This window comes from Haloplanus sp. XH21, from assembly GCF_023276355.1.
Taxonomy (GTDB): domain Archaea; phylum Halobacteriota; class Halobacteria; order Halobacteriales; family Haloferacaceae; genus Haloplanus; species Haloplanus halobius.
Genome location: NZ_JALLPL010000001.1, coordinates 2,276,465 through 2,290,930, shown reverse-complemented (window position 1 = coordinate 2,290,930; position 14,466 = coordinate 2,276,465). Strand labels below are relative to the sequence as shown.

15 protein-coding genes and 1 pseudogene are annotated in these 14,466 nt (G+C 66.9%); 8 read left to right on the top strand and 8 right to left on the bottom strand.

Annotated features, from left to right (window positions below; translation table 11 throughout):
• Nucleotides 1–246: 246 nt before the first annotated feature.
• Both MXB53_RS12000 and MXB53_RS11995 read right to left on the bottom strand, forming a co-directional pair.
• Nucleotides 247–767 (bottom strand): annotated as a pseudogene (locus MXB53_RS12000) (DUF7983 family protein).
• Entirely contained in the window at nt 704–1,177 is a 474-nt protein-coding gene (locus MXB53_RS11995; RefSeq protein WP_248897778.1) for a DUF7983 family protein, read from the bottom strand. Before MXB53_RS11995 ends, MXB53_RS12000 begins: the two are co-directional and overlap by 64 nt.
• 133 nt (nt 1,178–1,310) lie before the next feature.
• Between MXB53_RS11995 and MXB53_RS11990 the strand changes: the two genes are divergently transcribed.
• Nucleotides 1,311–1,907 (top strand): DUF8173 domain-containing protein, encoded by a 597-nt coding sequence (locus MXB53_RS11990; RefSeq protein ID WP_248897777.1) that lies wholly within the window; start codon nt 1,311–1,313, stop codon nt 1,905–1,907.
• A gap of 85 nt (nt 1,908–1,992) precedes the next feature.
• On the opposite strand, the gene MXB53_RS11985 is transcribed toward MXB53_RS11990, so the two are convergent.
• On the bottom strand, nt 1,993–2,637 hold the full coding sequence (locus MXB53_RS11985; protein WP_248897776.1) for a hypothetical protein: 645 nt from the start codon (nt 2,635–2,637) through the stop codon (nt 1,993–1,995).
• A 118-nt stretch (nt 2,638–2,755) separates the two neighbouring features.
• Between MXB53_RS11985 and MXB53_RS11980 the strand changes: the two genes are divergently transcribed.
• Nucleotides 2,756–3,781: a phosphotransferase family protein gene (locus MXB53_RS11980; protein WP_248897775.1), complete on the top strand. Its 1,026-nt coding sequence runs from the start codon at nt 2,756–2,758 to the stop codon at nt 3,779–3,781.
• A complete protein-coding gene (gene eno, locus MXB53_RS11975; RefSeq protein ID WP_248897774.1) occupies nt 3,778–5,055 on the top strand; it encodes a phosphopyruvate hydratase in 1,278 nt (425 codons plus the stop codon). The genes MXB53_RS11980 and eno overlap by 4 nt, the downstream gene beginning before the upstream one ends.
• A 7-nt stretch (nt 5,056–5,062) precedes the next feature.
• On the opposite strand, the gene MXB53_RS11970 is transcribed toward eno, so the two are convergent.
• Nucleotides 5,063–5,419 (bottom strand): Cdc6/Cdc18 family protein, encoded by a 357-nt coding sequence (locus tag MXB53_RS11970; RefSeq protein ID WP_248897773.1) that lies wholly within the window; start codon nt 5,417–5,419, stop codon nt 5,063–5,065.
• A 190-nt stretch (nt 5,420–5,609) separates the two neighbouring features.
• Between MXB53_RS11970 and MXB53_RS11965 the strand changes: the two genes are divergently transcribed.
• Both MXB53_RS11965 and MXB53_RS11960 read left to right on the top strand, forming a co-directional pair.
• The gene (locus MXB53_RS11965; protein WP_049935367.1) at nt 5,610–5,804 is read left to right on the top strand and encodes a cold-shock protein; all 195 of its coding nucleotides are present in this window, start codon (nt 5,610–5,612) and stop codon (nt 5,802–5,804) included.
• Between the two features lie 253 nt (nt 5,805–6,057).
• Entirely contained in the window at nt 6,058–6,624 is a 567-nt protein-coding gene (locus MXB53_RS11960; RefSeq protein ID WP_248897772.1) for a DUF7504 family protein, read from the top strand.
• Nucleotides 6,625–6,628: 4 nt separating this feature from the next.
• Here MXB53_RS11960 and MXB53_RS11955 read toward each other — a convergent pair whose 3' ends face one another.
• Nucleotides 6,629–6,865 carry a hypothetical protein gene (locus MXB53_RS11955; protein ID WP_248897771.1) on the bottom strand — a complete coding sequence of 79 codons (237 nt, stop codon included), beginning with the start codon at nt 6,863–6,865 and terminating at the stop codon, nt 6,629–6,631.
• Nucleotide 6,866: 1 nt separating this feature from the next.
• A complete protein-coding gene (locus MXB53_RS11950; RefSeq protein WP_425601206.1) occupies nt 6,867–7,691 on the bottom strand; it encodes a M48 family metallopeptidase in 825 nt (274 codons plus the stop codon).
• Nucleotides 7,692–7,815: 124 nt separating this feature from the next.
• On the opposite strand from MXB53_RS11950, the gene MXB53_RS11945 reads away from it, so the two are divergent.
• From MXB53_RS11945 to MXB53_RS11935, 3 genes are read left to right on the top strand one after another with little or no spacing between them, the layout of a single operon-like run.
• Entirely contained in the window at nt 7,816–8,145 is a 330-nt protein-coding gene (locus MXB53_RS11945) for a DUF7518 family protein (RefSeq protein WP_248897770.1), read from the top strand.
• Nucleotides 8,146–8,160: 15 nt separating this feature from the next.
• Complete coding sequence (gene smc, locus MXB53_RS11940; RefSeq protein ID WP_248897769.1) at nt 8,161–11,739, top strand: chromosome segregation protein SMC; 3,579 nt, start codon at nt 8,161–8,163, stop codon at nt 11,737–11,739.
• Nucleotides 11,732–12,562 (top strand): segregation and condensation protein A, encoded by an 831-nt coding sequence (locus MXB53_RS11935; RefSeq protein WP_248897768.1) that lies wholly within the window; start codon nt 11,732–11,734, stop codon nt 12,560–12,562. Before smc ends, MXB53_RS11935 begins: the two co-directional genes overlap by 8 nt.
• A gap of 66 nt (nt 12,563–12,628) precedes the next feature.
• On the opposite strand, the gene MXB53_RS11930 is transcribed toward MXB53_RS11935, so the two are convergent.
• Together MXB53_RS11930 and MXB53_RS11925 are read right to left on the bottom strand one after the other, a co-directional pair.
• Nucleotides 12,629–13,588 carry an AEC family transporter gene (locus tag MXB53_RS11930; RefSeq protein WP_248897767.1) on the bottom strand — a complete coding sequence of 320 codons (960 nt, stop codon included), beginning with the start codon at nt 13,586–13,588 and terminating at the stop codon, nt 12,629–12,631.
• A gap of 60 nt (nt 13,589–13,648) precedes the next feature.
• Nucleotides 13,649–14,341 carry a phosphoribosyltransferase gene (locus MXB53_RS11925; RefSeq protein ID WP_248897766.1) on the bottom strand — a complete coding sequence of 231 codons (693 nt, stop codon included), beginning with the start codon at nt 14,339–14,341 and terminating at the stop codon, nt 13,649–13,651.
• Nucleotides 14,342–14,466 lie beyond the last annotated feature (125 nt).

Below are 14,466 nucleotides of genomic sequence, written 5' to 3'. Positions count from 1 at the left end.
AATACGCCCGGACAGACGGTAGCGTCTACAACCCAAACAGAACCAGCAACCCCGTCGGAAAATCCACCACCGGCTAGTCATCCCGAGCTATCAGCGGCAGAAAACCCCCCGTCTTGCAGTCGGTCAACGATTGCCTCGCTTGGGGGCGGCTCCGTGGCACACCTCTATTCTTCATAATCAATCAGTAACGTATACGAATTAGCCCAACACACTTCGGGAGCCCCCAGACGCCGATCCCGCTCTCTGTCACGCTGAGAGCGCCTCGTCGAGTCGCGCTTCGAGATCGCGCAGATCCTCGCGGAGTTCCTCGCGTTTGTCGCCGTCGAGTTCCTCGATTCGCTCCGCGAGCCTCTCTAATCGCGCGTACTTCTCCTCTTCTTCGACGCCCGTCTTCTGGATGTACACCTGCTCGTCGCGGTCGTACACCTCGTCTTCGTCGAGAGCCGTCACGGCGAGGACGATCTCGAGTTTGTCCTGATCGACACCGAGCACCCAGTCACGCGGGATCCCGTGGTCGTCCAGGGCGTCGAAGACGGTCGCCGTGTCCTTCGGTTGCCGGTACTCTCGGGTCGTCCGTCGCACCGTTCCGAACCGGCCGTGTTGCTCTTGCTCCGGACCAAGCCGGGAGAGCAGCACGTCTCGCACCGCCTGTCGGTGTCATCCGCCTCGTGTTGCACGTCCGAGAGGAGGACGTACAGATCTGTCACCGTATCCGTACCGAGCGCCGCCGGATCGGAGTCCTCGATGTTCTCCAGAACGTCCGCCAACAGCAATGCGTCGTCGTGGAGGCGTTCCGGTCGCGTCGGGCCGCCGCCGGCGATACGAGATACGGACTCTCCTCGCGACCTTCGGATTCGGGCACCGAGACGATCTCGTCCTCCTGCACCGCATACGTCGGAAGCAACGTCAGGACGGTCACGTATGGCTCGACGCGGGGCGGGAGGTCGGTGATGGTGAGGCCGTGTTCCGCGATCCGGTCGCCGAGGAGTTCGAACTGACTCGCCCAGAGCGTGCGCTTCTCGTGGCTGTCATCGAACTGAACCGAGAGCCGGTCCGTCCCGATCTCTCCGATTCGGAACGGGCGATCCGACAGCGGCGTCACCAGTTGCGTGCCTCGTTCGAGGGCGGCACACCGGTCCTGGACGGTCTCCCATCGGTCACCATTGCTGGCGCTCATGTTCTCGTCACCAACGGATCCGGGTCGCAAAAGTATGCGCCCGAGATAGATGGGATTCGGCGGCGAGAGTACGACCTTGCGTGTCCTCGCGCTACCACAACCCATTACTCCCTCCCCTCCAACCTGTCACGCGATGCCCTCCACTCGCTTGCCCGCCCGCACGCGAAGCGCCGTCGCTATCGCCCTCGCAGTAATCGTCACCGTCGTCCTCGCTCCCCGGTCGTTCACGGGCGTCGCAGTCGCCCAGTCGTCGATGGGGTCCGAACTCTCCCTCGGCGCTCGCCTCGGCATTCGATTCGGCGTCGTCCTCGTCATCAACCTCGTTCTCGGCGGGGCGCTGTACGCGCTCGCGCCCGATTACGCCGAGGAGATGGTGACCGCCATCCGCGACGACATGGGTGGCGCCTTCCTCTGGGGGATTCTCCTCGGCATCGGCCTCCCCATCGCCCTGGTGTTGCTGGCGATAACCATCATCGGCCTGCTCATCACCATCCCGGGGCTGCTCGCGCTGTTCGTCGTCGGCCTGATCGGCAACGCGGTCACCATCCTCTGGATCGGGGGCTCCCTGACCAGCGCCGAGGAACTCGACCTCTCGGCCGTCGGCGTCGGCTCGCTGGCGCTCGCGGTGCTCGCCGCGATACCGATTCTCGGGAATCTCGCCACGACGGCGCTGGGCTTTTTCGGCCTCGGCGTCGTCGGCCGCGATGTCTACACGTCGTGGCGAGAGTAGCTACAGCCCTTGCTGGCGACTCGTGGGACGGTCACCAGCGTCGTCGCCGACGGCCACGCCGAGGTGTCCCGACCGGTCAGGTCATTCAGTCCTGCGCGGAACGCAGGTGGGGATTCCCCTCGACGACGGCGTTGCCGATCCGTCGTGGGTCGGCACCCCCCTCGGCGTCGAACGCCTCGAACGCGGTGACGAACTCGCGGGCGCGTTCGCGCGGTGCGCCCTCGGTGATGGCCTCGACGATCGGATCGCCGTCGTCGAGGAGGCGAAGCCGGGATTCGGGGGCGGTCGGCGCCGTCGTCGTCACGCGCAGGTCGCCCTCGCGGTCGAAGACGGCGCCCCCCGGCGCGGGAGTGTGACTCCACGCGTCCGGGAACTCGAGCCCCGTGTGCAGGTCGGCCAGGAAGGTCTCGAAGACATCTTCGCAGTGCCGACAGAGCAGATACGTCCCCTGAGAGACCACGCGGTCGTCGACGATGCTCGCGAGGTCGATCCGTCCCGTCCCGTCGGTCGGTTCGGCACAGAAGCTACAGGCGTCGGCCGACGGGTCACGCGGCTCCCAGTGTCGCGTGAGGTCGACGACTTCCGGTCGACAGTCGGCACAGACGAACGCCGTCGTCGGGAGCGTCACGTCGGGACCGGTGGTGTTTCGACAGTCGATCCGGCCGTGGCGGCGGTCCGGTGACGGCCGGAAGTGGGTCCCGCAGACGTGACAGCGTCTGATGGGAGACATGCGTACTCCTCGCTCCGTGACGGAGATAACCGTTTCCCGCTCGTCGAACGCCCGTCTGACGGCCACCGACGTGGCGTCGGGAGCAACGATGAAGTAGCCGGGGGGTGCGTGACTGTGTATGCCAGACGAAGCTCCCGAGTTCACGCCCGCTGACGCCGTGGCCCACCTCCAGCGTCACGGCGTCGTCCCGCAGGGCGCCTCGCCGACGGCCCGATCGCTCGGCGGTGGCGTCTCCAACCACGTCTATCAGGTCACCTGGGACGACGACTGCGTGGTCGTCAAGCGTCCGCTGCCGAACCTGGACGTCGAGGACGACTGGCCGGCCGACGTCGACCGCGTCCACAACGAGGCGGCGGCGATCCGCACCTACGACGCGGTCCTCACCGGTGCGGCCGTGAACGTCCGCGTGCCGCGCGTGGTCAGCGAGACGGACGACCACGTCGTCGCCATCGAATGCGCGCCCGAGGGGGCCACGATGTGGAAACGGGAGCTGCTCGACGGGCGCGTCGACGCCGCCGTCGCCGAGGCAGTGGGCGAGGCCCTGGGCGCGGTCCACGACGCCGCGGCCGACGACCCCGATGTCCGGGAGGCGTTCGCCAGCAAACGCCCGTTCGATCAGTTGCGCATCGATCCGTACCACCGCGCGACGGCCGAGCGCAACCCCGACGTGGCCGACGCCATCCACGCCGAAATCGACCGGATCATGGACGTCTCCCGAACCCTCGTCCACGGCGACTACAGCCCGAAGAACGTCCTCGTCGACCGCTCGGACGGGACCGTCCCCTGGATCCTGGATTTCGAGGTGGCCCACTGGGGCGACCCCGCCTTCGACACCGCGTTCATGTGCAACCACCTCTACATCAAGTCGATGCACAATCAGGAGCAACACGCGGCCTACGCCGACGCCGCCGACCGGTTCTGGGACGCCTACGACCGCGCGGTGGACTGGGATATCGAGGCCGAAACGGTCGGCGAACTCGCGGTGTTGATGCTCGCGCGCGCCGACGGCAAATCCCCCGTCGAATACGTCGACGCGGCGACGGCCGACGCGCTTCGCCGCGTCGCCAAGCGAACGCTCCGGGGCGACGCGGCGACGCTCGCCGAGTTCGCGGCGCTGACCCGCGAGGAGGCGGCGACGCTATGACCCGGATCGTGTCGGTCGAGGCGTGGGAAGTGCTCGACTCGCGGGGCGACCCGACGGTTCGCGTCCGGGTCGACACCGGCGACGGGAACGGTCGGTTCACCGTCCCTGCGGGCGCGAGCACGGGCGCTCACGAGGCGGTCGAGCGCCGGGACGGCGGCGACCGATACGGCGGCCGTGGGGTGCGCGAGGCGGTCGCGGCGGTGACGGAGGAACTCGCGCCGGTCGTCACGGGGCGACCGGTGACGGATCAGGCGGGCATCGACGAGGCGCTCGTCGATCACGACGGTACCGACGACCTGTCGCGTCTCGGCGCCAACGCCGTCCTCGGCGTCTCGGGCGCCGTCGCCCACGCCGCGGCCGACGCCGCCGACCGGCCACTCTACGAATCGCTGGCGCCCGAATCGGGGCCGGGAGCGATGCCGCTCCCCATGGTCAACATCTTGAGCGGCGGCCTTCACGCCGCCGCCGGCCCGTCGATTCAGGACTTCCTCGTCGTCCCCGCGGGCGCGGAGACGTACCCCGAGGCGCTGGAGACGGTGTGGGCGGTGCGGCGCGCGGCCGCCGACCGCATCGCCGACGGCGAGCATCCACCGCCGGTCGCCGACGAGGGCGGGTTCATCCCCGCCGTGCCCGACGCAGCGGCGGCCTTCGACCTGCTTGCTGGCGCCGTCCGCGACGCCGGCTTCGAGCCCGCGCCCGACGACGTGGCCTTCGCCGTCGACGTGGCGGCGACCCACTTCTACGACCCGGCACGTGACCGATACACGCTCGGCGGCGAGACGCTCGACCGCGAGGCGATGGTCGACCGCGTGGCCCGATGGGTCGATGACTACCCCGTCGTCTCCGTCGAGGATCCCCTCGCCGAGGACGACTGGACGGGGTGGACGCGGCTGGCCGACCGCGTCGGTGACCGCGTGCAACTCCTCGGTGACGACCTGCTGGCGACGAACCCGGACCGTCTGGGGCGGGCTATCGACGCCAGCGCGGCCAACGCCGCCCTCATCAAGCCGAACCAGGCGGGGACGATGACGCGAGCGCGGCGCGTGCTCGAACGCGCGCAGGCAGCCGGGTGGTCGCCGGTGGTCTCCGCTCGTTCCGGGGAGACCTGTGACGCCACCATCGCCGACCTTGCGGTCGGTCTCGACGCCGGACAGATCAAAATCGGGTCGCTCGCCCGCTCGGAACGTCTCGCGAAGTACAACCGACTCCTCGGCATCGACCGCGCATACGACGGCGGCTTCGCGGGAGGCGAGGCGCTCGCGGGCGGCTGGTGACCGTCGGTTACCGATCGAGCCGGTCGAGCACCCCTTCGAGGCGGTCGTCGTCTCCGAACGCGTCGCGCAGCGCCGCGGCGTCGAACTGTGGTTCGTACGTGGGTCGGCCCTTGCCGACGGGCGAGCCGCTCGCGGCGTCGCCTGCGACGAGGCCGTCGGCGTCGAGTTCGTTGAGTGCCCGCGAGACGTCGGCCTCGGAGACGCCGCCCACCACGTCGGCGCCGACGGCGTCGAGGTGGTCGTCACACGCGCGGGTGATGTCTCCCGCGTGGGACGGCGTCTCGTCCGCCCGGTCGAGCCGCGAGAGGGTGATCAGCGTGAGTCGGTGCACCAGCGTCGTCGATTCGAGCGCTCGGTCGGCCATCGTCGGGTTCCCCGTTAGTTACGGATTAGTGTAACTGTTTTCCGGTGAGTCGCCGAACCGTCTTGACGACTCACCGGTAATGACTTACACTAATCCGTAAGTGTCCGAACTGGTACTCTTTGCCTCGCGCTCCCGTGGGTCGGAGACTCACGGAAGCCTTATCCCTCACTGGGACCTTGATCTATTCGCAATGGCAACTGGTACGGTTGATTTCTTCAACGACACTGGCGGTTACGGCTTTATCGAGACTGAGGACGCGGACGACGACGTTTTCTTCCACATGGAAGACGTGGGCGGCCCGGACCTCGAGGAAGGACAGGAACTTGAATTCGAGATCGAGGACTCCCCCAAGGGTCCCCGCGCGACGAACGTCGTTCGCCTCTAAGGCGACGGCATTTACTCGTAAACTACACTCACTTTTTACCGAAATCACGTCCCTGAGCGACGGCTGTTCGCCGCGCCGTACTACGATCGTCCCCGTGTCACGAGCGTCGCTCTCGGGGTGACCGTATCGACGCACGCCCGGCAGTATCAGGCCTGAGAATAGGGACCGCATCTTCAAAGCCTTCGATCACGTCCCTCCAGTGAGGTACACAATCCCATGGAATATGGCATCGGTCGTGTGAGGTGATGGGCAGATGGCGACGGCCCTCCCGGTGAGAACCCTCCACCTGACCGACGGCGAGACGGCGATTCACGCCCAGCAGTGCGTCCACGCCGCGCCGGCGTCGGACGCGTCGGCGCTCATCGTCGTCGCCTTTGCGGGGTCGCCCGTTCGCTGGTTGGATCAGTGGCGGGCCGCGGCCGACACCGATCCCGACCGGGTGACGGTCGTTCTCGTCGACGCCGCGTCGTGGCTCAACGGTGATCCCGGTGAGCGTCTCCGGGCGGTGGCACACCCCGACGCTGACGTGCGCGTCGAGACGGTGGCCTCCCCCGGCAACCTCACCGATATCGGCGTTACACTGACCGAGGTACTCGACGCCCACGAGGAGGAAGAGCCCCACCTCTGTTTCCAGTCCGTGACGGTTCTCCTGCAGTACGCGTCGGCGAAAGAAGTCTGTCAGTTTCTCCACGTCCTCGGCGGTCACCTCGACCAGTTCGGCGCGACGGGCCATTTCCACCTCCACGAGGGGGCCCACGACGAGGAGACCGTCGAGATGTTGCGATCGGTCCACGACCGGATCCGACACGATCCGTCGTGAGCGGTCAGCCGAGCGCAACCGTGGCGAAGTAGAGTCCGGCGAGCAGACATCCGACGCCGAGCGCCTGGATCACGCGTCGCCAGCGCGCCGGCAGGTCACGGTCGGCACCGTAGTCGCCGCCCCGACCCGGTGGCCCGCGACCGATCGTCTGCGTTCTGGCCACGGCCTCCGGGGCGAGGATACAGAGCGCACCGATCAGGACGCCGAGAACGGCGGCCGCGACGATCCGGGGGTCTGCCATCCTAGCCTCGCAGGCGCTCGATGCGTTTCTCCATCGGCGGATGCGTGGCGAACAGGCGAGCGAGGCCGCCCCCGTCGCCGAAGATACACAGCGCGTTCACCTGCGAATCGATCTCGGTGTCCTGGCTTCGTTCGGCGCTTCGACTGATCTTTTCCAGCGCGCGCGCCAGCGGTTCACCGCTCCCGATCTCTTCGGCGGCGTCACTGTCGGCGACGTACTCCCGGTAGCGGGAGATGGCGAAGACGAACACCATCACCAGCATCTGGGTGATCTGGCCGACGACGATAGCCAAGAAGAGGTCGGCGAGGTCGTTGTCGCCCGTCAGCAGGACGACCCACTGTGCGACGATGGCGACGATGGAGGCCACGCCCTGGCCGAGCACCATCATCACCACGTCCCGATTGCGGATGTGGGCGAGTTCGTGTGCGAGGACGCCCTCGACTTCGTCGGGTTCCAGCACCCGCAGGAGTTCCTCACTCACGACGACGGTTCCCGCGCCCTTCCGACCGACGGCGAACGCGTTCGGCACGCCCATCCGGGCGATCATGAGACGAGGTTTGTCGATGCCCATGTCGCGGGAGAGCGACTCGACGCGGCGGTGGATGTCCGAGTACTGGTCCTCGGGGAGGTCTTCGGCGCCGACGCTTCGGAGCGCCATCCACTTTCCGATCTTGTACTGGACGCCGACGAAGGCGACGCTCCCCAGCAGTACGAGTCCGAGCGGCCAGTCGAAGACGCCCATCACGACGACCGCCGCAACGGCGTAGAACGCGAACAGCATCGATCCGGCGATTGCCATCCGCGCTTTGAGTCCGACGTGGCGCATACCCCATCCTGTGCCGTCGCGACACTAAGGCCCGGCGGTTCCCACGCGGTTCGGGAGCGGATCCCTACGCAAAGTGGTGCATGTCTGACGTAGCTTTATACGTCCGGGCCTGTCTCATACGGGCATGAGCAACAGGGTGGAGGAGCTCGAATCACAGGTCGCGGAACTGCAGGCCGCCGTCGACGGCCTCACCGAGGAACTCGTCGAAACGCGTGAACGGCTCCGACAGCTCGAAGCCGACGACGGCGTCGACAATACGCGAACCCCCGATCGCCGTGAGTCGGTCGAGCCGGACCACGCCGAAGTCGAACACGCGTCCGACTCCGACCCCGAGGCCGACCCTGCCTCGGCGGAGGCTGAGGCCGACACCGAGGTCGACGCCGAGGCCGAGGCTGAGGCCGAGGCCGAGACTGAGGACGACGACTCGGACGGGAACGACATCATCGTCGCCTGAGCGGGGCACAGCCCCATGCACATCTCCGAGCTCGTCCTCGACGACTTCAAGAGCTTCGGCCGAAAGACGCGCATCCCGTTTTACGAGGACTTCACCGTCATCACCGGCCCCAACGGCTCCGGCAAGAGCAACATCATCGACGCCGTGCTCTTTGCCTTGGGCCTAGCCCGTACCCGCGGCATCCGCGCCGAGAAACTCACGGACCTCATCTACAACCCCGGCCACGAGGACGAAGACGACCGGTCGGGGCCGCGCGAGGCCAGCGTCACCGTCGTCCTCGACAACAGTGACGGCACCCTCGACCGGTCGCAGGTGGTCAACGCCGCCGGTACCGAGGACGTGGGCGACGTGGACGAGATCGCGGTCAAGCGCCGCGTGAAAGAGACCGAGGACAACTACTACTCCTACTACTACCTCAACGAGCGCTCGGTCAACCTCTCGGACATCCGTGATCTGCTCGCGCAGGCGGGCGTGACGCCCGAGGGCTACAACGTCGTCATGCAGGGCGACGTGACCGAGATCATCAACATGTCGCCGGCACAGCGCCGCGGCATCATCGACGAAATCGCCGGCGTCGCGGAGTTCGACGCCAAGAAGGAGGACGCCTACGAGGAACTCGAAACCGTCGAGGACCGCATCGAGGAGGCAGACCTCCGCATCGGGGAGAAAGAGGACCGTCTCGATCAACTCGAAGACGAACGCGAGACGGCCCTCGAATACCAGTCGCTCCGCGAGGAGAAAGAGGAGTACGAGAGCTATCTGAAGGCCGCCGAACTGGAGGAGAAGCGCGCGGCCGTCGAGCGCACCGAGAAGCGCATCGAGGCGAAAGAGCAGGAGCTCGCCGACCGGCAGTCGACGCTCGAGGAACGACGGGAGGCCGTCGAGGAGCTAGAGGACGAACTGTCGTCGCTCACCCGCGAAATCGAGCGCAAGGGCGAGGACGAGCAGCTCCGAATCAAGGGCGAAATCGAGGAGATCAAGGGCGAAATCGGTCGGCTCGAAGCGACCATCGAGAGCGAGGAAGAGAAGATCGAGACGGCCGAACAGGAGCGACGCGAGGCGTTCGTCACGCTCGACCGCAAGACCGAGGAACTCGACGACCTCGAAGACGAGATCCGCTCGATCAAAGTCGAGAAGGCGTCGGTCAAAAGCGACATCGAGGCCAAGGAGACCGACCTCGCCGACGTCGAAGAAGAGATCGAGAACGTCGACACGGCGTTCGACGAACTCAAGGCCGAACTCGCCGAGCGAAAGGAGGCTTTGGAGGAGCGCAAGACCGAGCGCAACGACGCCCAGCGCGAGAAGGATCGCCTGCTCGACGAGGCCCGGCGTCGGTCGAACCGCATCAGCGAGGCCCAGGAAGAGTTGGAGGCCGCCCACGAACGCGTCCCCGAACTCAAGGCCGAACTCTCGGACCTGCGGGGCGAACTCGACCGCGCGGAGAAAAACCGCGAGAAGATCGACGCGGCCATCGAAGACCTCCGCGCCGAGAAGGCCGACCTGCAGGACGACATCGACGACATCGAGGACGACCTGCGGGCGAAACAGAACGAGTACGCGGAACTGGAGGCGCGCGCCGACCGCGACGGCGACGACTCCTGGCCGCGCTCGGTGACGACGGCGCTGAACGCCGGCATCGACGGCGTCCACGGCGCGGTCGGCCAACTCGGCAGCGTCGACGCCGAGTACGCCACCGCCTGCGAAACGGCGGCCGGCGGCCGCCTCGCGAACGTCGTCGTCGACGACGACGGCGTGGGATCGGCGTGTATCGACCACCTCAAAACCCGGAACGCCGGACGGGCCACCTTCCTCCCCATCACGGAGATGGATCGCCGCGGCCTCCCCTCGAAGCCGTCACATTCGGGCGTCGTCGACTTCGCACGCAACCTCGTCGACTACGACGACCGCTACGCCGGCGTCTTCTCCTACGTCCTCGGATCGACGCTCGTCGTCGAGGACATGGACACTGCGCGGGACCTGATGGGCGACTACCGCCTCGTCACGCTCGACGGCGACCTGGTGGAGAAAAGCGGCGCGATGACCGGCGGGTCGGGCGGTGGCTCCCGCTACTCGTTCACCAAGAGCGGAAAGGGCAAACTCGAGCGTCTCGCGGAGGAAATCGAGAGCCTGGAGGACGACCGCCGGGCCGTCCGCGAGGAGATGCGCGAGGTGGAGTCGCAACTGGACGACGCCCGCGATCGCAAGGCGGACGCGACCGACCGCGTGCGCGAGGTGGAGTCCGAGATCGAGGATGTCGAGGCCGATCTCGACGAGACGGACGCGGAGATCGAGTCGTTGGAGTCCGAACTCGAGGACCTCCGATCCGAGCGCGACGAGGTCGACGCGGAGATGAACGACCTCGAGGAGCGCATCACCGACCTCGACACCGAAATCGCGGAACTGGAGGCCGAGATCGCGGACCTGGAGGACGAACTCGCGGACTCGCGGGTGCCCGAACTCACGGATCGGAAGGAGTCGATCGAGGACGACATCGCGGACCTCGAAGACCGGATGGACGACCTTGACGCCCGTCTCAACGAGACGCAACTGGAGGTCGAATACGCCGAAGACGCCATCGACGACCTCGAATCGACGATCGAGGACGCCAAAGCGCGCAAGGCCGAGTCCCAGGAACGCATCGAGGAGCTGGAGGCCGACATCGCGGACCGCGAGGACACCCTCGACGAAAAGCGGGCGGCCATCGAGGACCTGGAGGACGAACTCGCGGATCTGAAAGCGGAACGCGCGGACCTCCAGGACGACCTGCGCGAGGCGAAAGAGGCCCGCGACGAGCAGCGAGAGCGGGTGGCCGACGTGGAGTCGGCGCTCGACGACCTGCGCGAGGAGGCCGAACGGCTGGAGTGGGAGATCGACGAACTCGAAAACGAGGTCGGCGACTACGACCCCGACGACATCCCCGACCACGACGAGGTGGAGGAGAACGTCGAGCGCCTGGAAGCCGAGATGGAAGAGCTAGAGCCGGTCAACATGCTCGCCATCGACGAGTACGACGAGGTCGAGGCGGCTCTGGACGACCTTCAGGAGCGTCGGGACACGCTCGTCGAGGAACGTGACGCCATCCAGGAACGCATCGAGGGGTACGAAGCGCAGAAGCAAGAGACGTTCATGGCGGCGTTCAACGACATCGACGCCCACTTCCAGGACATCTTCGAGCGCCTCTCGGCGGGGACGGGCGAGTTGCACCTCGAAAACGAGGCCGACCCCTTCGACGGCGGCTTGACCATGAAGGCCGAACCGGGCGACAAACCGATCCAGCGCCTCGACGCCATGAGCGGCGGCGAGAAGTCGCTGACGGCGCTCGCCTTCATCTTCGCCATCCAGCGTCACAACCCCGCGCCTTTCTACGCGCTGGACGAGGTGGACGCCTTCCTCGACGCCGCCAACGCCGAACGCGTCGGCGAGATGGTTCACGACCTGGCGGGCGAGGCGCAGTTCGTCGTCGTCTCGCACCGCTCCGCGCTGCTCGACCGATCGGAGCGCGCCATCGGCGTCACCATGCAGGGCGACAACGTGAGTGCCGTGACGGGGATCCGCCTCGACGACGACGATCAGGAGGTGGCCGCGGATGACTGAGTACGTCCCCGACGACGTCGACCTCCCCGGCAGTGACGACGACGAGGTCGAACCCGTTGAACTGCTGGTGCAGTTGGCCGAGGACGGCGAAATCGATCCCTGGGACATCGACATCGTCGACGTGACCGACGCCTTCCTCGACCGACTGGACGAGACGGACCTCCGCACGTCGGGGCGGGCGCTGTTCTACGCGAGCGTCCTCCTGCGGATGAAAAGCGACGAGTTGCTGGACGACGGGACCGAGGAACCGGAACCCGAACCCTGGGAAGTGGCGATGGAGGGTGGCGAGCCGCCGGCGATGGACGGCCACGATCCCATCGACGCCCTCGAATCCGAACTCGACCGGCGTCTGGACCGCAAACACGCGCGCGGATCGCCGGAGACCCTCTCGGATCTGGTCCACGAACTCCGGGAAGCAGAGCGGGATTCGTGGTGGAAGGAGTCCCGCTCGTACGACACCTCCGAGTCGCCGCAGGGGTACGACAGGGGCACACAGACCCTCGACTACCACGCGGCGGGCGACCCGCGCGACGACGGCGAACCGACGGAGGGCGACGTGACCGACACCACCCACACCGAGGACATCGAGACCACCATCGAGGCGGTGCGGGAGACGATCAGCACCCACTACGACGCCGGCCGCGCCGAGGTGTTGTTCGCCGAGGTGCGCGAGGCCGGCGGGGCGCCGGTCGATACGTTCCTCGCTCTGCTCTTTCTGGCCAACCGAGGGACGATCAGGCTCCGACAGGACGACCTCTTCGGCGACCTGTGGATCCGCGATCCGTCGGCGCCGACGGCGGGCGACGAAGCGATTGCGGACTGAGAGGGATCGGCCTCGTCGATCAATACTTGTCCTCGTCGGGCAGAGCGACGAGCATCGTCGCTCCGCCTACACGAGCAGCCCCGCTTCCAGCGCCGCGATCAGCAGCGTCAACACCGGGATGCTCAGCAGCGTCGTGACGAGAACGGCCGTGCTGACGTATTCGGCGACTGAGAGGCCGTCGCCGACCGATTCGCCGCCGAACTCGACGACGAGCAACAGGGGCGTGATGGCCGCGGGCGTGGCGCATTCGAGGACGAACGTGCGCGCGACGGTGGGGTTCTCGAATCCGACGAAGAGGGCGACGCCGACACCGACCGCGGGCGCGACGGCCATCTTCAGGACCGCTGCGGTGCCGACTTCCGAGAGCGCCGCGCCGTAGTCGGTGTCGGCGAGTTGGATGCCGAGTATCAGGAGCATCAGGGGGATGGAGGCGTTGCCGACGAGGCCGAGCGTCTGCATCGCGGTGCCGTCGGCGGGGGGGACGATCCCGAGCAGTCGGGCGAGAACGGCGGCGGCGACAGCGTACACGAGCGGGATTTCGAGCGCGCGCTTCATCCCTTGTAACCCACGGGAGCCGCCGCCGCGCTGGGCCACGTAGACGCCGACGGTGTAGACGATGATCGACTGCACGGTGAGATAGAGGACGGCCGTGCTCCGGCCGTCGGCGCCGAAGGCGAACTCCGAGAGTGGGATACCGTAGTTGCCGGAGTTGGGGAAGGCGCTCACGAGGACGAGCGCGCTCAAAATCGGCTCGCTCTGTCCGGTGAGGCGGCCGACGCCCTCCGCGATGACGATCATCACCAGCATATACATGGCCGTGGCGGCGCCGATGCGCACCAGCGTCGACTCCGCGAGCGTCGCCGTCGCGATGCTGTGGAAGACGAGCGACGGCACGAGGACGTACACCGTGACGGTGTTCAGCGGGCCGATGGCGACTTCGCGGCGACGGCCGAGGACGAACCCCACGCCGGCGAGCGTGATGATCGGGAGGATGGCCGTCGCGAAGATGGAGAACAGCGAACTCACGCCGTGCCCTCCGTCGACGGTCGATGATCGCGTGCCATGGGGGTGTTTACAGCGGGCACGCTACGCCAGACGCCAAGCGTCGGTGCTTACGGGTTCGATCACGTCGCGACGCACCATCTCCGTGAGGACTTCGTCGAGGCGGTCCGGTTGGGCGATCTCCATCTCGATGCGCTGGATATCGTGGAAGGCGGCGAGATACTGGCGGATGTCCTCGCTCGTGAACGTCTCGTCGTCGGCCTGCTCCATGACGCCGGAAACGAGGTCGATCATGTCCTCGATGAAGTTCCAAGGGTAGACGATCCACGCCCACTCCTCCAGACGCTCGCCGACGAAGTCGGGTTCGAACTCGCTCGTGTGGAGGAGTTGGAGGGTCGCCGTCCGCACGGTGCTGGGGTCGCGGTCCTCGACGTACTCGGCGGCGTGGCGGAGGGACTCGCCCGTGTCGGCGATGTCGTCGACGATCAACACGTCCTTGCCTTCGACGCTCCCTTCGGGCATCGGATACCGCACCTCGGGGTCGCTCCCCTTCGCGGCCGTGCCCACGTAATGTTCCATCTTGAGGCTGGTGAGGTCGTCGAGACCGAGGAAGTCACAGCAGCAGCGCCCGGCGAACCAGCCGCCGCGGGCGAGGGCGACGATCACGTCGGGGTCGAACTCAGCGTCCCGAACGTCGTCGGCGACGCTCCGACAGAGGCCGTAGATGTACTCCCAGTTGGTGATGGTACAGGTAAAATCGTCCGGGAGATCGCTCATGGCTGCGATTCGGGTGGCCGAGAGGTAAGGGCTTACGGGTTCATACTGCCGGCTGTAACTGTTCGGACCGATTCGCACTCCGTGGTGCCGAATCGGTCCACGGACTTACAGCCGTTAGTATAAGT